The organism is Megamonas funiformis (genome assembly GCF_010669225.1).
GTDB lineage: Bacteria > Bacillota > Negativicutes > Selenomonadales > Selenomonadaceae > Megamonas > Megamonas funiformis.
Window position 1 is genome coordinate 336,217 of the sequence record NZ_CP048627.1, and the last position, 25,091, is coordinate 361,307.

The 25,091-nt window shown below is 33.0% G+C and carries 21 protein-coding genes, 3 tRNA genes and 1 other annotated feature (1 of these 25 running past the window's edge); of the genes, 7 read left to right on the forward strand and 17 right to left on the reverse strand.

The features are described from left to right. Positions 1–132: a binding site (T-box leader), on the reverse strand; it reaches 67 nt to the left of the window's first position. Positions 133–457: 325 nt separating this feature from the next. The 3 genes from GXM21_RS01580 (at position 458) to GXM21_RS01590 (ending at position 3,563) form a co-directional block, all read left to right on the forward strand. Beyond that, a complete protein-coding gene (locus GXM21_RS01580) occupies positions 458–1,429 on the forward strand; it encodes an L-lactate dehydrogenase (RefSeq protein WP_008538979.1) in 972 nt (323 codons plus the stop codon). A 137-nt stretch (positions 1,430–1,566) separates the two neighbouring features. Further along, positions 1,567–2,799 (forward strand): MFS transporter, encoded by a 1,233-nt coding sequence (locus GXM21_RS01585; protein WP_008538977.1) that lies wholly within the window; start codon positions 1,567–1,569, stop codon positions 2,797–2,799. 59 nt (positions 2,800–2,858) lie between these two features. After that, positions 2,859–3,563: a GntR family transcriptional regulator gene (locus GXM21_RS01590; protein WP_008538976.1), complete on the forward strand. Its 705-nt coding sequence runs from the start codon at positions 2,859–2,861 to the stop codon at positions 3,561–3,563. 35 nt (positions 3,564–3,598) lie between these two features. On the opposite strand, the gene GXM21_RS01595 is transcribed toward GXM21_RS01590, so the two are convergent. The 11 genes from GXM21_RS01595 to dnaG all read right to left on the reverse strand — a co-directional run bounded on the left by GXM21_RS01595 (position 3,599) and on the right by dnaG (position 12,438). Continuing rightward, positions 3,599–4,234 carry a sugar O-acetyltransferase gene (locus GXM21_RS01595; protein ID WP_008538975.1) on the reverse strand — a complete coding sequence of 212 codons (636 nt, stop codon included), beginning with the start codon at positions 4,232–4,234 and terminating at the stop codon, positions 3,599–3,601. A 36-nt stretch (positions 4,235–4,270) separates the two neighbouring features. Continuing rightward, positions 4,271–4,921, reverse strand: coding sequence for a thiamine phosphate synthase (gene thiE, locus GXM21_RS01600; protein ID WP_008538974.1), 651 nt, complete (start codon positions 4,919–4,921; stop codon positions 4,271–4,273). A gap of 36 nt (positions 4,922–4,957) precedes the next feature. Continuing rightward, the gene (locus tag GXM21_RS01605; protein WP_008538973.1) at positions 4,958–6,076 is read right to left on the reverse strand and encodes a Nif3-like dinuclear metal center hexameric protein; all 1,119 of its coding nucleotides are present in this window, start codon (positions 6,074–6,076) and stop codon (positions 4,958–4,960) included. Beyond that, positions 6,073–6,762, reverse strand: a complete 690-nt coding sequence (locus tag GXM21_RS01610) for a tRNA (adenine(22)-N(1))-methyltransferase (RefSeq protein WP_039881343.1) — start codon at positions 6,760–6,762, stop codon at positions 6,073–6,075. Before GXM21_RS01610 ends, GXM21_RS01605 begins: the two co-directional genes overlap by 4 nt. 94 nt (positions 6,763–6,856) lie before the next feature. Then, positions 6,857–8,242 (reverse strand): N-acetylglucosamine-specific PTS transporter subunit IIBC, encoded by a 1,386-nt coding sequence (nagE, locus tag GXM21_RS01615; RefSeq protein WP_008538970.1) that lies wholly within the window; start codon positions 8,240–8,242, stop codon positions 6,857–6,859. A 136-nt stretch (positions 8,243–8,378) separates the two neighbouring features. Then, positions 8,379–8,783: a divergent PAP2 family protein gene (locus GXM21_RS01620; protein ID WP_008538969.1), complete on the reverse strand. Its 405-nt coding sequence runs from the start codon at positions 8,781–8,783 to the stop codon at positions 8,379–8,381. Positions 8,784–9,037: 254 nt separating this feature from the next. Continuing rightward, a tRNA-Ile gene (locus GXM21_RS01625) sits at positions 9,038–9,112 on the reverse strand. Positions 9,113–9,121: 9 nt separating this feature from the next. After that, positions 9,122–9,197 (reverse strand) — tRNA-Asn (locus GXM21_RS01630). 22 nt (positions 9,198–9,219) lie between these two features. Next, a tRNA-Asn gene (locus GXM21_RS01635) sits at positions 9,220–9,295 on the reverse strand. A gap of 127 nt (positions 9,296–9,422) precedes the next feature. Continuing rightward, positions 9,423–10,559, reverse strand: coding sequence for an RNA polymerase sigma factor RpoD (gene rpoD, locus GXM21_RS01640; protein ID WP_008538968.1), 1,137 nt, complete (start codon positions 10,557–10,559; stop codon positions 9,423–9,425). Between the two features lie 64 nt (positions 10,560–10,623). Then, positions 10,624–12,438: a DNA primase gene (dnaG, locus tag GXM21_RS01645; protein WP_008538967.1), complete on the reverse strand. Its 1,815-nt coding sequence runs from the start codon at positions 12,436–12,438 to the stop codon at positions 10,624–10,626. Positions 12,439–12,704: 266 nt separating this feature from the next. Between dnaG and GXM21_RS01650 the strand changes: the two genes are divergently transcribed. Beyond that, entirely contained in the window at positions 12,705–13,832 is a 1,128-nt protein-coding gene (locus tag GXM21_RS01650) for an acyltransferase (protein ID WP_008538966.1), read from the forward strand. A gap of 37 nt (positions 13,833–13,869) precedes the next feature. On the opposite strand, the gene brnQ is transcribed toward GXM21_RS01650, so the two are convergent. The 5 genes from brnQ to cobU form a co-directional block, all read right to left on the reverse strand. After that, entirely contained in the window at positions 13,870–15,213 is a 1,344-nt protein-coding gene (gene brnQ, locus GXM21_RS01655) for a branched-chain amino acid transport system II carrier protein (RefSeq protein ID WP_008538965.1), read from the reverse strand. A 40-nt stretch (positions 15,214–15,253) separates the two neighbouring features. Beyond that, the gene (locus GXM21_RS01660) at positions 15,254–19,021 is read right to left on the reverse strand and encodes a PolC-type DNA polymerase III (protein WP_008538964.1); all 3,768 of its coding nucleotides are present in this window, start codon (positions 19,019–19,021) and stop codon (positions 15,254–15,256) included. Positions 19,022–19,036: 15 nt separating this feature from the next. Next, positions 19,037–19,675, reverse strand: a complete 639-nt coding sequence (locus tag GXM21_RS01665) for a histidine phosphatase family protein (RefSeq protein ID WP_008538963.1) — start codon at positions 19,673–19,675, stop codon at positions 19,037–19,039. A 36-nt stretch (positions 19,676–19,711) separates the two neighbouring features. After that, on the reverse strand, positions 19,712–20,506 hold the full coding sequence (gene cobS, locus GXM21_RS01670; RefSeq protein ID WP_008538961.1) for an adenosylcobinamide-GDP ribazoletransferase: 795 nt from the start codon (positions 20,504–20,506) through the stop codon (positions 19,712–19,714). A 127-nt stretch (positions 20,507–20,633) separates the two neighbouring features. Further along, complete coding sequence (gene cobU, locus GXM21_RS01675) at positions 20,634–21,182, reverse strand: bifunctional adenosylcobinamide kinase/adenosylcobinamide-phosphate guanylyltransferase (protein WP_008538960.1); 549 nt, start codon at positions 21,180–21,182, stop codon at positions 20,634–20,636. A gap of 93 nt (positions 21,183–21,275) precedes the next feature. Between cobU and GXM21_RS01680 the strand changes: the two genes are divergently transcribed. Beyond that, the gene (locus GXM21_RS01680; RefSeq protein ID WP_008538958.1) at positions 21,276–22,211 is read left to right on the forward strand and encodes a bifunctional riboflavin kinase/FAD synthetase; all 936 of its coding nucleotides are present in this window, start codon (positions 21,276–21,278) and stop codon (positions 22,209–22,211) included. Here GXM21_RS01680 and GXM21_RS01685 read toward each other — a convergent pair. Next, positions 22,193–22,816 carry a hypothetical protein gene (locus tag GXM21_RS01685; RefSeq protein WP_008538957.1) on the reverse strand — a complete coding sequence of 208 codons (624 nt, stop codon included), beginning with the start codon at positions 22,814–22,816 and terminating at the stop codon, positions 22,193–22,195. The two genes, GXM21_RS01680 and GXM21_RS01685, sit on opposite strands and share 19 nt — an antisense overlap. Positions 22,817–23,053: 237 nt before the next feature. On the opposite strand from GXM21_RS01685, the gene greA reads away from it, so the two are divergent. Further along, a complete protein-coding gene (greA, locus tag GXM21_RS01690; RefSeq protein ID WP_008538956.1) occupies positions 23,054–23,530 on the forward strand; it encodes a transcription elongation factor GreA in 477 nt (158 codons plus the stop codon). A gap of 65 nt (positions 23,531–23,595) precedes the next feature. Continuing rightward, complete coding sequence (gene lysS / locus GXM21_RS01695) at positions 23,596–25,038, forward strand: lysine--tRNA ligase (protein ID WP_370763773.1); 1,443 nt, start codon at positions 23,596–23,598, stop codon at positions 25,036–25,038. The last annotated feature ends 53 nt before the right edge of the window (positions 25,039–25,091 follow it).

Here is a 25,091-nt window from a genome sequence, read left to right on the forward strand (position 1 = left end):
CGCTATGACTACTTATTTTCACCATAGAAGCTCCAAAGTGAACTTCAATTAAATTTTCTTTTATTGTTCTCAGCCTAGACAATATTTTCTGTAAAAGAAATCTTAATTTACTCTCTTTATCATCGCTTAGTTATATTACAATTTTACAGTGAAAAGTATATCATAAAAATTTATTAAAAACAAGATTGAGCAAATATTGAAGATTTTTATAAAAAAATAATTTTAATTTATGTTATTTTTGTGTATTTTAGAGGCGATTTTGCGAATTATGGCATTTATAAAAAACAAATTATAGATATAAAATACAATAAAGTATATGAAAACTAGCATTATTGTAAAAATCTCTAAAAAATAGAATGGATTTTGAAACGGAAAAATAATAGCGATAAAATATAGTCAAAGATAAAACGTTAGAAAAATAAGAATATTTATAAATTATAAAAGAGGTGCGGGAATTATGTTTAATGAAGGTAAAATCGTTATTATTGGTGCTAGTAATGTTGGTACAGCAGTATTGAATAAAATTGTAGATTTCGGTTTAGCATCAGAAGTTGTATTAATTGATATTAACGAGAAAAAATGCATGGGTGAGTCTTTGGATACAAGTCATGCTACAGCTTGCATTAGCAGTCATAATATCTATATTCATGAAGGCGATTATGAAGATTGCAAAGATGCTAGTATGATTATCATCACAGCTGGTCCAAGTATAAAACCAGGAGAAACACCTGATAGATTAATTTTAACTAAGACAAATTGTAAAATCATGGATAGTGTAATGTCGCAAATCGTTCGTTATACAAAAGATGCAATTATTTTAGTAGTAACTAATCCTTTAGATGTAGCTACTTATTATGTATCTGCTAATTTTGATTATCCAAGAGAAAAGATAATTGGTACAGGCACTTTATTAGAAACTTTCCGTTTACGTAGAATTTTGGCTGATTATTATCATTTAGACCCAAAACTTGTACATGGCTATGTATTAGGTGAACATGGCAATTCTGGTTTTGTGGCATGGAGCACAGTGGACATTGCAAGTTTAGGCTTAGGCAATATGGATGAATTTTTTAATCGTGATTATAAATTAAATAAAGGTATGATTGAACAAAAAATCATGCAAGTCGTATATGATGTAATTAATTTAAAAGGTTGTACAAATACAGGTATTGCTATGGTAGCTTGTCGTTTTATTAAAGCTATAAAATATAATGAATATACAATTTTACCAATGTCATCTATTTTAACTGGTGAATATGGCATTCATGATGTGGCTTTGAGCTTGCCTTGTATGCTTAATAACACAGGAATTATCAAGAAATTTACACCAAAATTGACTGATGAAGAAGTAGGTAAAATGATAGCTTCTGCTAAAAGTGTAAAATTTGCTATGAAAGCTATTGAGAAAAAGACAGAAGCTGTAGCTTAAATACAATTAGATAATTTATAAATATTTATTTTAATAGCGAGGTTTTTATTTAAGTAGAAAATCTCGCTATTTTTATAGGTTTAAAATTTAAAGATAAGGTCGTGTTTTAATTGTTATGATAAGAAAGGAATAGTATTATGAATACTTTGACCAATGTAAAAAAATCACAGGGAATAATGATGTTTATTATCTTGTTATTATCGTATATAGTGTTTGCTTCAAATTGGGTGGCTGGTTCAAATTTATCCGAAAAGATTGTATATCATTATTTTAATGGTGAACAAGTATCACCGATGGTTTCAGAAGTTATAAATTATACAATAACGATTGCTCGAATTTTTGCGAACTTAGTCGCAGCGTATATTTTATTGAAATTAAATCCGCGAAAGGCAAGTATTGTAGCATTAGTATTACTTTGTTTTTCTTTTGTTGCTGTATTTGCTACAAATTATTGGCTATATACTATTGCGCGTATGATTATGGCATTAGGCGGTTCTATGATAATGGTATATATGAATACTGTAGTAGCTAGATTTATAGCTAATGATGAAAAAATTATAGCAAGTGCGCTAGTTACAGCTTCATATAATATTGGTGCAGGTTTAGTGGCTATTATTTTCTTTTTATATAAAGATGTGGTTATCAGTGATTGGCAACATACAATGTATGTATTTAGCTTATTTAGTATTTTGCTTTTAGTTTTATGGACTATGTTGGCAAAGGATTTTTCACCTAATGATGAAAATACACATCATCAAGAGGAATATAAATATAAAGATGCATTGACAGATAAATTTGTATATTGTTTTTCCATGGGCTTTGGCGGTTTTTTATTTTTATATGTAATGTCTTTAGTATCTATACCAGTAAAATTAGTTGCACAGGTCAATAATGGTTTTAATGCTGAATTTATGATATTGGCAATTACTATGGGTGGTATAGTGGGGACTTTATTTAGTATTTTAATTGGCAAAGTACCTTTTGAGCGTAAGCCGTTTTTATTAGTTCATGGTATTATGATGATTATTGCTATGGCTTTAGGTTTGTATATGGCATATATAAATCCAGGATTAGCATACTTTTTATTTGCGATTGGCGGATTTGTGATGTTTTCTCAGTATTCTGTGTATCTGAATTTTCCTCATGAATTGCCAAATATGAACCCACGTAAACTAACTATTATGTTTGGTGTGTTTTGGGCATTGGGCTATACTATTTATACTGTATTGAATTTTATTTGGAGTATTATACTTTCGTATTATGGTTGGGATTTATCTATGGTATTTTATATTGTATGTAGTTGCATATATATAATTTTTGTATTTACATTCCCTGCTTTAAAAGTTCAGACGAAAAGGGCATTTTCTTAAGCTTATATGAGCTTTATATAGTATAATTAAGGAAATTATGCTTGTGGTGGTGAAAATATATGGATAAATTAGATATTGAAGCATGTAAAAAAGAAAATCCTTTTATCGTATTAGCTGACGTTATTTATAAACATTTAAAAAATGATATTATGCAGGGCTTATTATTGCCAGGTGATAAGATTGTTGAGTCAAAGATTGCACAGCAATTAGATGTGAGTAGAACACCTGTAAATATAGCTCTTAATAGAGCTTTAAAAGATGGTTGGCTTGAGCGACGCAGTAAAAGGTTTTTGACGGTGCGAAAGATAAGTCCACAAGAATGTTTTTATCTATATGAAGCTCGTAAATTTTTGGAAGGACAAGCTGCTTATTTGGCAGCTAAACGCATAACAAAAGCAGAACTTATGGGTTTAAAGGAAATTTTGTTGAACTTTCGCAAGGGCAATGACGAACCAATTGATGATGAATTGTTTTGTAAAAATGATGAGAGATTTCATGATTTAATCGTTAAGGCTGCACATAATGATTATATTTCAGAGATGTATAAACGCATAAAACCTGATTTGCAACGATATAGATATCATTATAAACAATTGATTATTGAACGAAATACAAATGAAAATGTCTATATGTATCATTATTCTATTTATTTAGCACTTAAAAGTAGATTGTCTGTAGTAGCTAAAGATGAGATAGAGTCAGATATTTCTAGTATGCATGGAATGATTTTTGCAGGAAATATCTTGGCTAAATTTAATTTATAAAAAAAGCCTTAGGAAAACCTAAGGCTTTTGTCATTTTATTTAAAATCATTTACTAAAACATCTTTGCGGAAATATTTTTTATCATATTCGCCGATTTCACGTATTACTTTGCATGGAGAACCATAAGCTAAGCTATTAGCTGGAATATCTTTAGTTACGATACTACCTGCACCGATTACACAGTTATCACCGATTGTAACACCAGGCATAACCATTACACCAGCGCCAAGCCATACACGGTTACCGATATGAATTGGCAAGGAGAATTGAGTACCACCAAGGCGATATTCAGGGTCTAATGGGTGACCTGTTACACAAAGTAATACATTTGGACCACACATAACATCATCGCCAATGAATACTTCACAGTCATCTACAACTTGGAAATTAAAGTTTGCATAGAAATTTTTACCGATATGAGTGTTGCAACCATAAGCAAAATGTGCAGGTGGTTCAAGATAGATACCTTTTCCTACAGAACCTAATAATTCTTTGAGAATTTTAGTTCTTGTTTCCATATCACTAGGACGAGTATTATTAAAATCAAACATCATTTCTTTAGCATTTACACGTTGTTTTTCAATAATTTTTTCGTATTCTTGGTCAACAGGGTCTTTGTGACCATATTCACGATAAAGTAATCCAGATTTCATTTGTTCTTCTAAACGCATAGAATCATCTCCCGCTCGTTAATTTACTATATTAAATTATAATTTATTCTGTAATGTTTTTTCAATAGATTTTATTTTATTTACGATATCATCAGCACTGACAATTTCAGATACAATAGCGAATGTTTTAGCCCCGTGAGAAGCTACTTCGCAAATATTATGTTCTTTTATACCACCGATAGCTACAAATGGATGTTTAGCATATTTACTAGCATAATCTACATAGGAAAAACCAACAGGTACAGCATCTTTTTTTGTCTGTGTAGCATAGACAGGGCCTACACCGATATAGTCAATAATATCACCAAGTTCATTTGCTTTTTGAAGTTGAGATTCTTCATGAGTGGAAAGACCTAAGATTTTATCTTCGCCGATTAATTGACGAACTACTTGAGGTGGCAAATCTGTCTGACCGATATGCACACCATCAGCATTTACAGCCATAGCAAGGTCTACAAAATCATCAATGATAAATATAGCACCAGCTTCTTTAGTCATTTTTACTAGTTGCATACATTCTTGATAGCGTTCAAGTGCAGGCTTTTCTTTTTCACGATATTGAATAAATTTAATGCCAGCTTCGAGCATTTTGCCTACAACTTCAATATTATTGCGACCGTTAGACATTGCTTCAGCAGTTATAGTATAGATGGGATTGTTGATAAAATGTTCCATTTCTTTACGCATGGAAAGACCTCTTTTCTAAATATAGAATTTTATTTTTTATTTTATAGTAGTGAAAACATCTGTTGCGTCATTATCAGCAGTGATTGTTATTTGCCATTTTTGTTTAATATTTTCTTCTTGTAAATATTGAGCTAAAGTTTCAACTATAGGTAATTCTGTGCCAAAATGACCTGCATCAATGATATTTATACCTAATTCTTGAGCATGTTGTGCTTCGTGATATTTAACATCACCAGTTATATAAGTGTCAGCACCTTGCATAGCAGCTTTATCTAAAAATTCAACACCAGCACCGGAGCAAAGGGCTACTTTTTTTACTAATTTGTCATTTCCTTTTACATAGCGGAAAGTATCACCAGGAAGACTTTGTTTTATGCGTTGAGCAAATTCATCAAGTGTGATAGGCTCAGCAAGTTTACCAATGCGTCCAAGTCCATTTTCGTGATAAACATTTTCTGTAGGAATGATATCCCAAGCAGGAACTTCATAAGGATGAGCTTTTAACATAGCTTTAATCACACGATTTTTTATTTTGCTAGGTAAAATAGTTTCTATGCGAACTTCTTGCACATTGGATAATTTATTTTGTTGACCGATAAAAGGATTGGAATTTTCAAGAGGTTTGAAATATCCTGTGCCATTATAAGTGAAGGAGCAATCACTGTAATTATCGATAGCACCTGCTCCCGCTTTAGCTAAAGCTTCACGAACAGCATCAGCATAATCGCTAGGAACATTGACTCCTAATTTTAAAATTTCTTCACGGTAAGAAATAGTAAGTGGTTTTACTTCTGTGAGTTGAAGTTTTTGAGCTAAAACATCATTTACACCACCATAGGTAGTATCTAAATTTGTATGAGCAGCAAAGATAGCGATATTGTTACTGAGAATTTTTTGGAGCATTCTGCCAAGAGGTTTATCAGTAGCAATTTTTTTTATACCTTTAAATAAAAATGGGTGGTGAGAAATTATCATATTATAATTTTCACAGATAGCTTTATCAATTACTTTTTCTGTAACATCTAAGCAAGTCAAAATTTTAGTGATTTCTTGAGCAGGATTACCGATTAAAAGACCTACATTATCCCAATTTTCAGCGAGGTAACGTGGGGCAAGTCTATCCATAGCTTCAACTACAACTTGACATTTAATCATAATAATTCCTCCAAAGCTTTTACATAAGTTTGTAATTGATGATAATGTGCAGTATTTTTAGCAGTCTCAGATTTTGCCATGCCGTTTAAACTGCGATTGGCTTTGGCGATAAATTCAGCAATCATTTCTTTAAATAAAGTAGGTCTAGTGCGATTTAATACAGGCCCTATTTCAAGCTCAAGTTCAGTAGGTAAAGCTTGTTTTCCAGGTTTAGCATAAATTATTTGATAAATGCGACCATCTTCTTTTGCTATAGCTTCATCTTCGATATGCCAATCTATGCTGTAAAGATATTTTCTAAGAGCGGTAAATCCCTGTTGTGGTTGTAGGATTAGACCTTTTAAAGAATTTACAATTTCAGAGCAATCTTGTAATAATTGAACCATTAGATTTCCGCCCATACCACAAAATATAGCAATATCTACTTCGTTAGGTTGAAGAATTTCTAAACCACTACCTAAACGAATATCGATTTTATTCATCAATGAAGCATTGCGTACAGAACGCTTGGCTGCTAAATAAGGACCTTCGTTTACATCACCAGCGATTGCTTTACAACATCTTCCAGTTTTTACTAATTCTATAGGTAAATAACCATGGTCAGTGCCAATATCAGCAATGACACTGCCATGGGGTACGAACTTTGTTACAGTTTGTAATCTAGCACCTAAAGACAAAAAAATCATCTCCTTAAAATAAATTGATTAAATATATGATATCATGATAATAGATACAAAAAAAGCTGGTTCTATATTGAACCAGCTTTTTATTAATATTTAATTATTTTTTAGCAATTTTTTTCATATCGTCAGCAACAGCTTCAGCTTTTGTACCAACAATTACTTGAATGCTATTTCCTTTTTTGATAACACCAGCAGCACCTAGAGCTTTAAGACCAGCTTCATCGATTTTATCAATATCTTTAACATTTAAACGTAAACGAGTGATGCAAGAGCTGATAGTAGTTAAGTTATCAGCACCACCTAATTTATTGATAAAGGATTGAGCTAATTCATCTGGGTTAGCATTTTCAATAGCTTCGTTGTCAGATTCATTTTCAAAACGACCAGGAGTTGGAAGGTCGAAGTGAATGATTGCCCATCTGAAAACAATGAAGTAAATGATACCAAATACTAAGCCAATTGGAATGATTAAGATAGCTTTAGTAGCAAGACCATAATTTAGTACATAGTCAATAAGACCAGCAGAGAAACCAAAGCCATGTAAAATACCAAACATATTAGCAACTGCAAGAGCAATACCTGTCATAACAGCATGGAATGCATAAAGAACAGGAGCTAAGAACATGAAAGTGAATTCTACAGGTTCAGTGATACCAGTTAAGAAAGCTGTGAAAGCGATGGAGAACATCATACCAGCAACTTTTGATTTATTTTCTGGTTTAGCAGCACTGTACATTGCAAGTGCGATAGCAGGAACACCGAACATAAAGATAAAGTAGAAACCAGCCATGAATACACCAGCAGTTGGGTCACCAGCGAAGAAACGATTTAAATCGCCTGTTGCAGTAACGCCTGTTTCTGGATTAGTGTAAGAACCAAATACGAACCAAACAAGAGAGTTGAGAATGTGATGAAGACCAACAGGAATAAGTAAACGGTTTAATACACCATAGACAAAGGCACCAGCAGCACCAGCACCAACAATCCATTCACCGATGCTATGAATAAAGTTTTGAATAGGACCCCAAATAATACCAAAAATAAGAGCTAAAACAACGAATGTTGCAGCAGTAACGATCGGAACGAAACGTCTGCCTGAAAAGAAACCTAAGAATTCTGGTAATTTAATATTGTAGAATTTATTGTAAAGTATACCAGAAATAATACCAACAATAACCCCAGCGAGAACACCCATATTTAAATCTTTATCGATAGCTTTGAGTGCTTCTGTTAATACTAAATAGCCAATAACCCCAGCAAGACCTGCCGCACCATTGTTATCTTTAGCTAAGCCAACAGCGATACCAACGGCAAAAATAAGTGCTAAGTTATTGAAAACAGCACCACCTGCTTGAGTAATAAATGGAATGTCGAAGACATCAGGTGCTCCTAAACGAAGTAAAAGAGCGGCAGCAGGAAGAACGGCAACAGGAAGCATTAACGCTTTACCTACAGCTTGAAGTTTGGAAAACCAACTGGACATAATAGTATCCCCTCCTATAAAATTTTAGCATAAAAGTTTAAATTTTCTTAATAAAAAGAAATTTATAGTATATAAAAACAAACTTTTACTTGCCCATAATATACTATAAATTTTATTTCACGTCAATATTACAACTTCAGAAAAAATTATAGAGAATGTATCCTGTAAGGATACCAATAATAGCGCCACTGATGACTTGGAAATAAGTATGACCTTCTTTTTCATGGAGGTCTGCCTTCCCTGTTAAGTGATTTAAAATAGAGGCATGTTTACCAATAGAGCGACGTAGATGAGTTGCATCAATCATAATGATAAAAGCAATAGTTACAGCTAAGATGAATAATGGAGAATTAAAATTATCATAAAAGCCGATATAAGTTGTAGTGGTAATTATAGTAGCCGTATGTACACTAGGAAAACCACCGTTACTGAAAGATAATTTCAAATCCAAAGTAGAATAGTAAATGTAATTAGTTATAAATTTTATGATAACTGCTACAAGCCAACCAATAAAAGGAACAAAAATCATACAAGACTGCATAAAATCACCTGGGTTTCTAAAAATAATTTAAGATAATTAAATTATAGCAAAGATTTAATTTAAACAAAATCATATTTATGTAAAATCAAAGATTAGGTATAAATATTAATTTTAAAATAGTTTAAGTAAATAAAAAAAGATAGATAAAAACGGAAAAATTTTTATCTATCTTTTGTTTACATTATTGAATTTTTAGCAAAAAAGGCAACAAAAAAACTTCCATATTTCTATGGAAGCTTATCATCTTTATTAAGTGGTGGGCCCACCTGGATTCGAACCAGGGACCAACCGGTTATGAGCCGGGGGCTCTACCGCTGAGCTATAGGCCCAAATAAAAATGGCTCCTTGAGTAGGACTCGAACCTACGACCGATCGGTTAACAGCCGATTGCTCTACCAACTGAGCTATCAAGGAATCTTACAATCTTGTTAGAAAATGGCTCCTCGAGTAGGACTCGAACCTACGACCGATCGGTTAACAGCCGATTGCTCTACCAACTGAGCTATCGAGGAATGTCTCATCACCAACGGAAATTATTATAATACATTATTAACTATATTGTCAACACTTTTTTTATAAACTTTTTAAAAAATTTATAAAGCCTATTTATATAAGCAATAAATAGGCTTTAAACAAAGCTTATTCTAAGAAATCTTTTAATTTTTTACTACGGCTAGGATGACGAAGTTTGCGAAGTGCTTTTGCTTCAATTTGGCGAATACGTTCACGTGTTACACCAAAATTTTGACCTACTTCTTCCAAAGTACGAGCACGACCATCATCTAAACCAAAGCGAAGACGAAGAACTTTTTCTTCACGTTCAGTTAAAGTATCAAGAACATCTTCTAATTGTTCTTTTAAAAGTACAAAAGATGCTGCTTCAGCAGGAGCTGGTGCATCATGGTCTTCAATGAAATCTCCAAGATGAGAATCTTCTTCTTCACCGATAGGTGTTTCCAAAGATACTGGTTCTTGAGCTATTTTCATGATTTCACGTACGCGATCTACACTTACGTCCATTTCTTTTGCTATTTCTTCAGGGCTTGGTTCACGTCCTAAGGATTGGAGAAGTTGACGAGATACGCGAATTAATTTATTGATGGTTTCAACCATGTGGACAGGAATACGAATAGTACGAGCTTGGTCGGCAATAGCACGAGTAATGGCTTGACGAATCCACCATGTAGCATAAGTACTAAATTTGTAGCCTTTATTGTAATCGAATTTTTCAACAGCTTTTATTAAGCCTAAGTTACCTTCTTGGATTAAGTCCAAAAAGAGCATGCCACGACCAACATAACGTTTAGCAATACTTACAACAAGACGTAAGTTTGCTTCTGCTAGGCGTTTTTGAGCTTCAAGATCCCCATCTTCCATGCGTTTTGCTAATTTTATTTCTTCATCAGCAGATAATAATGGAACACGACCAATTTCTTTAAGATACATTCTAACAGGGTCATCGATATTTATACCTTCAGGAATGCTAAGGTCAATATCAATATCATCTTCATCATCTTTGAGATTAGAATCATCATCTGGTCCTATATCATTACCATTATCAATGATGTCAATGCCACGTTTGGTGAATGTATCGTATAATTCGTCTATTTCATCTGGTGACATGTCAACTGATTGAAGGGATTCCATAATTTCATTGTAAGTTAAAACGCCAGTTTTTTTACCTTTATCTAATAACTTACTGATTGCGTCTAAGCTGGCAGCAGCTGCTGCATTAGTATCTTTAACGGCTTTTACATTTTTTTTGGATTGAGCCATTATTACATGCCTCCTCTTAATTTATTATAGGTATAGGGCTTATGTCTCCAGATTTATAGGAGCTCTACGAGGATAAATTATCCATTTCCATTCGTATTTGTTGACTAATTTTTAATTCTTCTAAAAATCTACTGTCGCCATTTCGTTGTAATTCATCTGCTAAAAGGCGATGTTTTTCATAATTACTATTTAGATAATAACGACGTAAAAGTTTTAGACAATCTTCAGTGAGTTGAATGTCATCATCAGTTGTAAATTCTTCAACTAAACAATGTGAAAGTTCACTATAAGCGGTATCACTTAGTTTCTCAGCAGCATCAATATCTGTAAAAGGCTGATTATTAGCAAGTGTACTTGCTAAATATTTTAGAATTTCTCCATGAGTTTTATTGGGAAATTCTTCAGCTGGTATAAGATTTAGAACATAATCTAAAATACTAGCTTCATGCCAAATTTTTTTGATGATACATCTTCCTGCCATGGTCAAAGCATCTTTTTTTTCAGAGAATGCTTTGCGTGAATTTATTCCAGGAAGATTATCTGTAGAGACATCATATGCATTAAATTTTCTTTGCGAATTTTGTCGTTGCAAATCACTGCGAATAACGCCTTCATCTATACCCAAAACATTTGATATACGAATAATATATTCATTGCGTTCGACAGTGTTTGTAATATTAGCTAAAAGTGGCATTAATTGGTTTACTGCTAAAAGCTTTCCTTCTAAAGTATTGCGGTCTGTTGATTTTAATACATATTGCAATTGATATTCCATTAGCGGAAGAGCTTTATCAATTAATGCATAAAATTCTTTGTTACCATGATGGCGTAAAAATTCATCTGGGTCTTTGCCATCAGGAATGGTGATTACTTTAACATTAGCACCATTACTGCTAGCGATAGCTAAAGCTCGCATAGTAGCAGCTTGCCCAGCATTGTCACTATCATAGCAAAAATAGATATTTGGTGAATAGCGAAGAATTTTTCTACATTGTTGAGCAGTAAATGCAGTACCCAATGACGCTACAGCATTAGTAATATTATGACTATGTAATGCGATAGCATCCATATAACCTTCAACAACAATACTGAAGTTATTTTCTTTTATTGATTTTTGTGCATGATCTAAACCAAATAGCAAATGTCTTTTATTGAAAATAAGTGTTTCTGGTGAATTTAAATATTTGGGAGAATCATTTGGATTGATAATTCTGCCACCAAAGCCACAGATTTGACCATGTTCATTCATGATAGGAATGATTATGCGATTGCGAAAACGGTCATAGACTTTACCAGAATCTTTTATAGTGATTAGACCTGCTTTAGCAAGTAACTCTTTAGTAATGCCTCGTTTAGTAAAAGAGGTAAATAGTTTATCCCAAAGGTTAGGAGCAAAGCCAAGTTTAAATTTCGTAATTATATCTGAATTTATTTGGCGAGAAGAAAAGTATGCTCTACCAGCTTCTCCAAGAGAGGTACGAGTTAAACAATTATGAAAAAAAGAACCCGCCAGTTCATGTATTTTAAACAATGAATCTTTTTGTTGTTCTTGTTTGAGTTCGTCAGCACTTTTTTTCGTAGTCGGTATAGGAATATTCAATCTTTGGGCTTGTAGTTTTATGGCTTCATAATAAGAAATATTCTCTATAAGAGATATAAATTTAAATAGATTACCACCAGCATGACAACCAAAGCAATAAAAAAATCCCTGTTGGGGAACTACGGAAAATGAAGGTGTTTTTTCATTGTGAAAGGGGCAACAACCCCAATAGCGATTACCTCGTTTTTTGAGATGAACGTAACTTGAGATGACAGATAAGATATCTGAAGAAGAACGCACTTGTTCAACAAAATCATCGTGCAAGTTTTGTGTACGCATATAAACTCACCTTTCAATAAAACTATTTAATTATAGATGATTTTTGCCATAACGTAAATACATTCTACACATAATTATGAAAATCCTGCTTTATTTTTTAATTTTATTTAAAATTTTTTCGTATTTACATTTTAGGGACTTTATCTATACTATTCAATACGTATGCTTAAATATCCTGCTTTATTAGTGTATTATGTAGTAGTTATTGTATTTTGAAGATGGATTTGCTATGATGAATAAAAATAAATAATAAAAGAGGTATTCATGTGAGTATAAAAAAAGAGAGAGTGCCAGCTATTGAATATATGCGTGGAATATCCATGCTAGGCGTAGTTGGTATACATGTGGGTTCACAATACTTGATGAATAATCCCACTCCTAATTTACAATTATTGGCTTTGTATGAAATTGTAACGAGATTTTCAGTACCGATTTTTTTCTTTATCTCTGCTTTTGGCTTATTTTATAATTTAGATTTACAGGAAAAATTTAATTATAAAAATTTTATGAAGCGAAGATTTAAAACAGTGTTAATCCCTTATCTTGTATGGTCTATTTTTTATATTTTGCATTATACAATAACAAATCAAACGTTGTATTTACTTCATCCATTGAATTTGATTGGCATTTTATTTTTTGGTTTGGCATGTTATCAATTATATTTTATGATATTATTGGTTTGGTTTTATGCTTTAATGCCACTGTGGATTTTTATTGTAAAAAGATTAAATATTGTATTATTAGTAGTTTTATTCGTTTTTCAAATGGCAGTAGATTATTATTCAAGCTTTTTGATAAACCCATATGGTATTCAAAATGAAATAGTTAAAGCTATTTTTATGTATCGTTTAAATTATTGGGTAATACATTATGTATTTATCTTTTTATTAGGTGGATATGTATCTGTACATTATGATGAATTTAAAATTTTCATGAGAGATAATTTGAATAAATTAAGAGCTTTTGGTTTTATAAGCTTAATTGGGTTATTAGTATATTATTATTATTGTATTTATTACAATGGTTATTCTCCAGAAGGAGCAATAAATACTGCTCATCAATTATCTCCAGCTGGTCTTGTTTATACTTTAGGTGCTAGCTTATATTTATTTGCAGAATTTCAATATGGATTTTTAGCTAAGATAGGAACAAGTTTATTTTCTTTATTAGGTAGACATTCATATTTTGTATATTTAGCTCATCCTGTGGCAATCACTTATTTAGCTTTATTTATGGCAAAATTTAATATAGTTATGACGGCTGTTAATTCCATGGTTTTTTATGTATTAGTAGTATTGTTTACTTTAATTGTAGCTATAATATTTAGAAAGCTTGGCAATACGAAATATCCAAAATTAAATGAATTGACAATAGGCGTTTATCCTAAAAAATAAGAAAAGCGGTAACACAAATAAGTGTTACCGCATTTTTTTAATCTTTTTTAATAAAAGAAATAATAACGCCAATGACAAGACCGATGATGGAAGGGACAATCCAGCCCATACCCATATCAAAAAATGGCAAAGTATTTTTATATACTTCAATAATAGCGCTGATAGTAGCTGTGTTATTTAGTCCAAAAGGTAGGGAATTTAACATATCACCAATAGCTGCAAATAAAGTGAAAAGTGTGGTTACAGAATATACATAACGATGATAGCCAAAAATTGCACTGATAAATGCTAAGATGATAAGTGTTATAGCTAATGGATATAATAACATGAGAATTGGAATAGCTAAGAAAATGATACTAGTTAAACCAACATTAGCAATTAAGAAAGAAACAATAGTGAAGATAAAAGCATATGTTCTGTAGCTAAAAGAGTTAGGATATAATTCACTAAATGTAGTGGAACAAGCAGTGATAAGACCGATGGAAGTTTTTAAGCAAGCTATAGTAACAGTAAGAGCTAACAGAATATGACCAAATGAACCAAAATAATAAGTAGAGATTTGAGCAAGAGCAATACCACCATTAGCAGATAAAGTAAATTGTCCTAGACTGCAAGCGCCAATATAAGCTAAGAAACTGTAGATAATGCCCATGAGAATTAAAACAACGATACCTGCTTTTAATGTACCATAAGCTACATCTTTTGGATTTTTTAATCCTAGATTGTGCAATGTATGAATAACAATGATACCAAAAGCAAGAGAAGCTAAAGCGTCCATAGTGTTGTAGCCTTCAGTGAAACCTTTGAAGAAAGCTTCTTGTTGATATGCTTCTTGTACAGGCATAGCATCAGGTGAACCCATTGGATTGATTAAAGCAGTTATCATTAAAATTGCAATAAATACTAAAAAGAGTGGATTTAAAATCTTACCAATCCATGTGAGAATTTTACCTGGTTTTAAAGCAAATGCTAATGCTAAAACAAAGAAAATAAGTGAAAAAATTGCTAAATAAATTGTTTGCATGGAAGCATCAACATGGCTAGATAAACCTATTTCATAAGAAACTGCTGCTGTACGTGGAATTGCAAAAGCAGGTCCAATTGTGAGATATAGAAGTACAGTAACAAAATGAGCATAAGGTTTATTAATGCGACTAGCTAAATCAAAAAGACCTTCACTACGAGAAATCCCCATAGCGACAATACCTAAAAATGGAAGACCGATAGCAGTGAGCATAAAGCCGATATTAGCTAGAAAAATATTACTGCCGGCTTCTTGTCCTAGATGTACAGGAAATATTAAATTTCCTGCACCAAAGAACATACCAAATAGCATAGACCCAACTAAAATATTTTGGGAAAGTGAAAGTGTTCGTTTCATGATAAATCCTTTCTGATGAGTTTTTATTTAATTTTTGATTTTAACTGAATAAGGAAATTTGGTCACTTTCTTGTAGACCATCTAAGCAACCATGTTCACGCAAGCGTTCAACAATTGGTGTAGATAAACTAGCACGCTTTTTGAGGTCATCAATAGAAGTGAATTCCCCTTCAAGGCGAGCTTGAACGATATTATTTGCAGCCATAGTACTGATACCAGTAAGGGCAGTAAATGGCGGTAATAGAGATTTTTCATGTAAGATGAATTTATCAGCATTTGATTTATAAAGGTCTACTTTTTCTACAGAAAAACCACGAAGATACATTTCCCAAGCAAGTTCTAAAACGACTTGGAAGCCTTTATCTTTTACAGATAGTTTTTTCTGCTTTTCAAGTTCAATAATTTCGTCTAGTTTATCACGAACAGCTAATTTACCTTTAGAAATAATATCTGCATCAAATTCAGCAGCACGAATGGAGAAATAAGCAGCATAAAAGGCAAGTGGATAGTGAACTTTGCAAAAGGCTATGCGATATGCCATCATAACATAAGCTGTAGCATGAGCACGTGGGAAGAGATATTTTATTTTTAGACAAGAGTCAATATACCATTGAGGTATACCGCCATCTTTCATGACTTTAATATCATCTTCACTAAGACCTTTACCTTTACGCACTTTTTCCATAGTTTTAAAGGAAAATAGTGGATCAATACCACTGTGAATTAAATGCATCATGATATCATCACGACAAGAAATCGCATCGGAAACAGTACAAGTTCCTGAGGTAATTAAATCTTGAGCATTTTCAAGCCACACATTAGTACCATGAGAAAATCCACTGATACGCACTAAATCACTGAATTTTTTAGGTTTAGTGTCATCGAGCATTTGACGTGTAAATGGTGTTCTAAATTCAGGAATACCAAATGTGCCAGATGTAGCACCGAGTTCTTCTGGCGTTACACCAAGTGCTTCTGTAGACGAAAAAATACTCATAGTAGCTGGGTCATCAAAAGGAATAGTTCTAGGGTCGCGATGAGTTATATTTTCGAGCATTTTTATTACTGTAGGATCATCGTGCCCAAGTATATCTAATTTTACTAGACGGCTACTGATAGAGTGGTAATCAAAATGTGTAGTTATCGTATTTGTCGTAGTATCGTCAGCAGGTCTTTGAATTGGTGTGAAGTGATGTACGTCCATATTACGAGGAATAACCATGATACCGCCAGGGTGTTGCCCTGTAGTGCGTTTTACACCAGTGCAACCATTTACAAGACTGTTGATATAAGCATCACGTTTTTTAATACCTTTTTCGTCAAAGAATTTTTTTACATAACCATAAGCAGTTTTATCAGCTACAGTGGCGATAGTTCCTGCACGGAAAACATTATCTTTGCCGAATAATTCTTCAGTGTATTTATGAGCTACTGGTTGATAATCACCAGAGAAATTCAAGTCAATATCAGGAACTTTATCGCCGTCAAATCCCATGAATACAGCAAATGGAATATCATGGCCATCTTTAATCATTTTAGTTCCGCAATGAGGGCAATCTTTATCTGGCATATCAAAACCACAACCATAAGTACCATCTTCAATAAATTCGCTGTGGCGACAATGAGGACAGCGCCAATGTGGTGGTAGAGGATTTACTTCTGTTATATTCGTCATAGTAGCGACAAAGGAAGAACCAACTGAACCCCTAGAACCAACAAGATAGCCATCATCAAGTGATTTTTTTACGAGTTTATGAGCGATTAAATAAAGCACGGCAAAACCATGACCAATGATGGAATTTAATTCTAATTCTAAGCGGTCTTGTACTACTTTAGGCAGATTTTCACCGTATAATTCACGAGCTTTGGCATATGACATATCGTGAATTTCTTGGTCAGCTCCTGGTATCATAGGTGAATATAATTCATCAGGAATAGGCTTGAAGACTTCTACCATATCTGCTATTTTGCGTGGGTTGGTAACGACTGCTTCATAGGCTAATTCTTCGCCTAAATAGCTAAATTCTTTGAGCATTTCATCAGTTGTGCGAAGATATAATGGCGGTTGTTTTTCCGCATCTTCAAAACCTTTGCCTTTCATTAAAATAGCACGATAAATACTATCCTTGGCATTTAAGAAATGAACATCACAAGTCGCTATGAGCATTTTATTTAATTTTTTAGCAAGCTCAGCAACTTTTAAATTGATTTTTATTAAGTCTTCATCAGTTTGTACATCAGGGAAATTTTCGTTGCGGATTAAAAAGGCATTATTGCCGATGGGTTGAATTTCAAGATAATCATAAAAACTAGCTATTTCTAATAATTTTTCATCGCTTTCATTATTTACAATAGCTCTGATTAATTCACCTGCTTCACAAGCCGAACCGATGATTACACCTTCACGCAATTCAGAGATGATTTTTTTCGGTAATCTAGGTCTTGATTTATAGAGATATTTCAAATGAGATAAGGAGACCATTCGATAAATATTTCTAAGACCGATAGAATTTTTGGCTAACATGATGATGTGATTAGCTCTGCGCTGTTGATAATCATCGCCTGTCAGATATCCTTCAATACCATAGATTACTTTTATTTTATTATCTTTGGCAGCTTTCATCGCTTCTGGGAAGGCTTGAACGACACCATGGTCAGTGATAGCGATAGCAGGCCAGCCCCAACGAGCGGCAGTAGATATCAATTCTTTTGCTGATACAACAGCGTCCATATTGCTCATATGTGTATGTGCGTGTAGTTCTACGCGTTTTTCGATAGCTCTATCTTCTCTTTTTGGTAATTCAGACAAACAGATATTAAGTGGCATCATTACATAATCATTGAGATAAGAGTCAAAACGGATAGAGCCTTTTATTTTGATAATATCAGCTTTTTTTAGAGCAGACATTACTTCTTCAAAGTCATCTTTATTTTTTAAGAATACTTTACAAGAAATACCGTCAGATTCATCTGCTAGATCAAAAGTTAGAAGATTAGTTCCTGTATTGAATTCACGATTATTGATATTGAAAATGCGACCGCGTAAAACGATATTTTTCATTTCGCCATCAATGCTAGTGATTTCAATATGTTCTTCAGGAATGTTATCAATCATTAATTTGCGTTCACTTTTGCGACGGAATTTTGGTGCAGGGTTATCTGCATTATTAGCAGGTGGTGGCGGTGTATTATTTTTGCTGACTGTATGGTTTTGTGTTTTAGCTTGTTGTTGAAGTTGACGAAGATAAGATTCAGGGTCAAAATCAGCTAAAGTATTATTTATTGCAGGTTGTTGTTGACTATCAATGCGACAGATAACATGACAAGGGCAATGTACCATAGCTTGAACAGCTTGAGATATAGTTTCTTCAATATTATGAGAGCGTAAAATATCTTCAATATGGTCGCCTTTGAAATCTATCATGATTTTATTGCCATCAACGCTATGACTAGCTTGGTTTAAAATGGAAAATAAAGTAGGGTTACCATTAGCTGCATTTTGAACAATGATAGACCAATGGCGGGCTACTTCTTGTGGCAAGTCCACAATATCTTGATAAAAAATTACAGTGGGAATATTGCATTTTTGCGAGATATATGATGAAGCTTTAGCTAATAATTCATCAGGTATACCATTATAAGTTTGCATGAGGATTTCCCATGAATTGTTATTTACATCAATTTCTACATGTTTAATAGTAGCTTCTTGCATGATTTTTTGTTCTTGAGCTGTTCCGGGCATAGAAGCAAGAAGCTGACGAAATTTATCGCCACCATTTTGAGGTAAAATAAGATATTTTTTTGTCATAATAAACCTCGTTAATTAAGAAAAACGACCTAATTTTGGCAATTGTGTAAGGCTAAGATGTGCTGTGCTATTTAATAACTCAACATTGATTTTATCGCCATAAAAAGTAACGATATTTACAGCTGTGTTATCTTGTCTTAAAGTCCAAATATAGCGAAGTGGCATATGCAAAGCATAAGCAAGTAAAGTGCGTAAAATTCCACCATGAGCTGTGATGGCAATAGTTTCATCAGGGTGTTTGTTTACAATATCTAATAGAGCTTCAACGCCACGTTTTTGCACTTGAGCGAAAGATTCTCCTTCAGGCATAGTCAAAACATCTGGAGTAGAAAACATAGTTTCGATTTCATTAGGCCATTTTTCATGAATTTCATCATAAGTTAAACCTTCCCAAGAGCCGAAAGAAACTTCACAAAGACGTTTATCTTTGATGATTGGCACATTAAATTTTTTAGCGATTATTTCTCCAGTGATATAAGCTCGTTTTAGATTACTGCTATATACTCTATCTATATGAGTAACAGGAAAATTTTCAGCTAGTTTTTCAGCTTGTGAAATTCCTTCCTGAGATAATTCAATATCAGATTGTCCCTGAAATTTTCCAGAACTATTCCAAAGTGTTCTACCATGACGAATTAAAATAAGCTTAGTCAAAGAAAATCCTCCTTAATTTTTAACTTGAAAATTAAATCATATAAAAGATTGTGCTAAGACAAAAACAAATAAAACTACTAATTCACCTATTTCTGCAGTAGCACCATATACATCGCCTGTTAAACCTCCGATTAGATTTGCAACATAGCGATTGAACAAATACATAACGATTATAGTAAAGATAAGAGCAATAACGCCAATAGTGCCTAGAAGTAATGAAATGATAAAAGTGAAAAGAAGAGCAAAAGCCATACTTTTTTTAGAAGAATATTCATGAAAAGCTTTGCCAAGACCTTCTTTGCGAGCATAAGGGAATAAGACTACAGCAATGCTCATGCAACAACGAGCGATAATCGGCATTAAGAATAAAGCAAATAAGCTGTTGAAAAATTGAGTATGAGTAATATAAATATTTTGATTTACCATTAAATCAGTAAACATACTATATTTGCCAATCAAAACTAGAATTAAACAAGTAGCACCATGAGCACCTACGCGACTATCCTTCATGATTTCTAAGATACGTTCGCGTTTTCTTCCTGATAAAATACCGTCCATAGTATCAGTGAAGCCATCGCAGTGAAGTGCTCCTGTCAAAAAGATATTGCAAAATAGAAGGATAAAACCTATGAGATGTGCTGATAGATAAATATTAAAACTAGGCAATAAATAATATATCACATAACCCACTAGAACATATATTATACCTAAAATTGCACCAATTAAAGGGAAAAATTTAACACTGCCACCACAAGCTTTTTCAGACCAATCAAGATTTTTCTTGATAGTGATGCGTGTTAAAAATTGTAGACCCAATAAAAAATTATTCACTAAAAAATACCTCCTTTAAAATAATATGTTCGTTTCTTTATGAAAAATTTTTATTCATTCAAAAGAAACGAACTAACGAGAATAATTTATATAATAGATGAAAAAACATAAAATATAAATATAAAAATTATTTTATTTTTACAGGAATACCAGAAACAACGAGATAAACGTCAGTGGCAGCTTTAGCGATTTGTTGATTGCAAAGTCCTGCTAAATCGCGATATTTTCTAGCAAGAGCATTTTCTGGAACTATGCCAGAACCGACTTCATTAGTTACAAATACACATGTTTTATCTGCATTTTGTGCTTGTACTGCTTCAATTAGAGATGACATCATATCTTTAGCTCCAGCAGATAATTGTTCCATAGAGTATGCTTGTGTTTGTTCACTGCAAAGATAATTGCTTAAATAAAGTGTTAAACAATCAAAGAGAATTATATCGTGATGACAAAAAGCTTCATGGATAGCTTTTTCAGCGTGAAATGGTGCTTCAAATGTTTGCCATGAACTAGGACGGCGTTGTTGATGTAATTTCACGCGATAAGCCATTTCATCATCATAGATTTGTGAGGTGGCGACATAGGCGATATTTTGACCATGAGTTTTTACATAGTCTTCGGCAAAACTGCTTTTTCCACAGCGCGCACCACCAGTTATTAAAATTATTTTGCCCATAACAAGGCTCCTTTGCGTATAGATTTATTTTTTAGATGAAGTATGTTATTCTAAATTATATATAAATTTTAAGTAGTAAAGAGGTAGAATTGTATGCAAGTTTTTTCCTCGCTTTTGGATATAAAAAATTTAAATTTGCAAGGTAAAAATTTGGCTGTTGCTTTAGGGACTTTTGATGGTGTACATATAGGTCATCAAAATGTCATAATGCAAGCTGTCAAATTGGCTAAAGAAAATCAAGGATTAAGTGCTGTATTTACCTTTAGTAATCACCCGTTATCTGTGATTGCTCCGAAGCGTAAACCTTTGATTATCAATGATACTTTAGCCAAGATTAGAGATATTGAAGCTTTAGGTGTAGATTTTTTATTTAATATTGAATTTAATTTAGAACTTTGTCAGATGGAACCAGAAGCTTTCGTTAAAATGTTGAAAGATTATTTATCTCCTAAATTTTTAGTTACAGGTCCTAATTATAGTTTTGGGGTAAAAGGATTAGGAACACCGGATTTATTAAAAGAACTTGGAGAAAAATATGGTTTTAAAGCATATATGCAACATTTTATTTATTGCCATAATAATATGGTAAGTAGCACTGTCATTCGTAAAGCATTAGCTGAAGGTGATTTAGATTGTGCAAATAAAATGTTAGGTAAGCCATTTAGCATAGATGAAGAAGTAATTCATGGAAAAAAACGTGGTCGTCTATTAGGTTTTCCAACTGCTAATTTAGCTATAAAAGCAGAGCGTGCTATGGTGCCAAATGGTGTCTATGTTGTTGAGGCTTATGTGGAAGGGAAAAAATATCAAGCTGTAGCTAGCGTAGGTACAAATCCAACATTTGAAGATATCAGCCGTCGCGTGGAAGTAAATATTTTTGATTTTCAACAAACTATCTATGGACAAATCATACGTGTTGATTTTCTAAAAATGCTTCGCAGGGAAATAAAATTTACTTCAGTTGATGCATTATTAAATCAAATGAAAAAAGATGTAAAACAAGCTAAAGCTTATTTTGTGAAGGAATAATTATAATTTATTTGGAATTTATCTTTAGCAGGAGTACTAACAGCAGAAGTATCGATTTGTTTATCTGCCATTAAAGGATTTTCTGTTTCGTCAGTGGCATCATCAGGAAGATATTCAGTCGTATCTATAGGTAATTCAACTGGTAGATTAGTTATGCGGAAGCTTTCTAAATATTTATCTGTAGGTTCAACTTGAATGATGAGTTTTTCTTTAGCTTCATTTTTATAAATATAGCAAGTATTGCCTTCAAACATTTGTCTGTCTGCTTTACCAAATACTTGTTCTATTTTATAGGAAGTCATGCCAGTTTTTAATTTATCGTTGTGATTATAAGTATCATCGACGATAATCATATCAACTATTTTTTTAGTATCATTATTTATGCCAATTTTGTTATTATTTTTATAAACATAATATGTGATTTTTTGACCCCAAAGATAGTTTTGTTCATCATAACGAGGCGTACCAAATTGAGCAATCATATCTTCATAATTATCGCCTAAAGCTAAGTTGTTGTAGTGCAAATTATTTTTTGTAGGAGCAAAGGTCATACCCATAGAAAGGATACTAAAACAAAGGCAGAGAATAATTAGATAAAGTCGCATAATAAAACTCCTTTTCATTATAAATTTTTACAAGTAAAAGACAAATTTTTCTATGATATGTATAGTATAAATGTCTCAAAAACTACTGTCAAAAATTGACAAAATACCGTAAAACCTATATAATATTTGCTGATTGCAAAAAGGTAGTGTCAGGCGTTAGCTTGGCACTTCTTCTATTATTTTTAACTATTGTATGATTTTGTATAATGAATTGTATGACTGAAAGGAAGCATTAAAATGGCAGATAAGCGAGTAGTTTTGACCGAAGAAGGCTTAAAGAAGCTAGAAGAAAAACTTGAATATTTAAAAAGTGTCCGTCGTTTAGAAGTTGCTGACCGTTTAAAAGCAGCTATCGCACTAGGCGACCTTAGCGAAAACTCTGAATATGATGATGCTAAAAACGAACAGGCTTTCATTGAAGGTGAAATTCTCACTTTAGAAAGCCAGATTAGAAATAGTGAAATCATCAAAGCTGATGATAGCAATAAAGATGTAGTACATCTTGGTAATACTGTAGTAATCAAAGATATGGAATATGATGAAGATGAAACATATACAATCGTAGGTTCTACAGAAGCAGATACTACAGAAGGTAAAATCTCCAATGAATCTCCTGTTGGTATGGCTATCTTAGGAAAAACTGTAGGAACAGTAGTTCAAGTAAAAGTGCCAGCTGGTACTTTAGAATATAAAATTGTAGAAATTAAAAAATAAGAAGAGGAGGACTTTCGTTGGCAAAACAGCATATAGAAGAAAAACAACAAGATATCAATGAACTTATGCAGGTGCGTCGTGATAAGATGCAAGCTTTCATAGATAAAGGTATTGAACCATTTGGTCGTAGTTATGATGTAACTCATCATGCTCAAGAACTTTTAGACCAATTTGAAACTTTAGGAGAAGAAACTGTAGTGCGCGTAGCTGGTCGTTTAATGGCTGTTCGTGGTCATGGTAAAGCTAGCTTCACTGTTGTTTCCGATCTTAGCGGAAAAATTCAAGCATATTTCCGTCTTGATAACCTTGGTGAAGAAAAATATGGTGAATTTAAATTATTAGATATCGGTGATATCATCGGTGTGGAAGGTACTTTATTCAAAACACATCGCGGTGAAATCACTATCAAAGTATCTGATTTCTCTATTTTAGCGAAGTCCCTTCGTCCATTACCAGAAAAATTCCATGGCTTAAAAGATGTAGAAACTCGTTATCGTCAACGTTATTTAGATTTAATCGTAAATCCAGATGTACGTCAGACTTTCATCACACGTACAAAAATCATTAAATCTATCCGTAACTATTTAGATAGCCGTAACTTCTTAGAAGTTGAAACACCTGTATTAAGCCCAATCGCTGGTGGTGCAAATGCTCGTCCATTCATCACTCATCATAATGCACTTGATATTGATATGTATCTTCGTATCGCTACAGAATTATATTTAAAACGTCTTGTAGTTGGTGGCTTTGAACGTGTTTATGAAATTGGTCGTATTTTCCGTAATGAAGGTATTGACGTAAGACATAATCCAGAATTCACATCTATCGAAGTATATCAAGCATATGCAGACTTCAATGAATTAATGGATTTAGCAGAAGGTATCATTAAACAGGCTGCAATGGATGCTTGTGGCACAACTAAAATTACTTATGAAGGTACAGAAATTGACTTAAGTAATTTCCGTCGTGTTACAATGAATGATATTGTTTTAGAAACTACAGGCAAAGACTTCAGCAAAGTTCAGACTTTAGAAGAAGCACAAGCAATTGCACAAGAATTAGCTGTTCCTTGTGAAGGTAAACATTCTATTGGCGAAATCTTATATGAAGTATTCGATGAAAAAGTAGAATCTACTTTAATTCAGCCAACTATTGTAACACAATATCCAACAGAAGTTTCTCCACTTTCAAAACGCAATAAAGAAAATCCTGCATTCACTGACCGTTTTGAAATGTTCATTTATGGTCGTGAACTTGCAAATGCTTTCTCCGAGTTAAATGACCCAATTGATCAGGAACAACGTTTCATTGATCAACAAAAAGCTCGTGAAGGTGGCGATGACGAAGCTCATATGATGGACCATGATTATATCACAGCTCTTGAATATGGTCTTCCACCAACATGTGGTCTTGGTATCGGTATTGACCGTTTAGTAATGTTCTTAACAGACAGCTCTTCTATTCGTGATGTACTCTTATTCCCAACAATGAAACCAATTGAAAATTAATTAAAAGTTAATTATAAGATAAGAAAACCAGTAGATTATATATCTACTGGTTT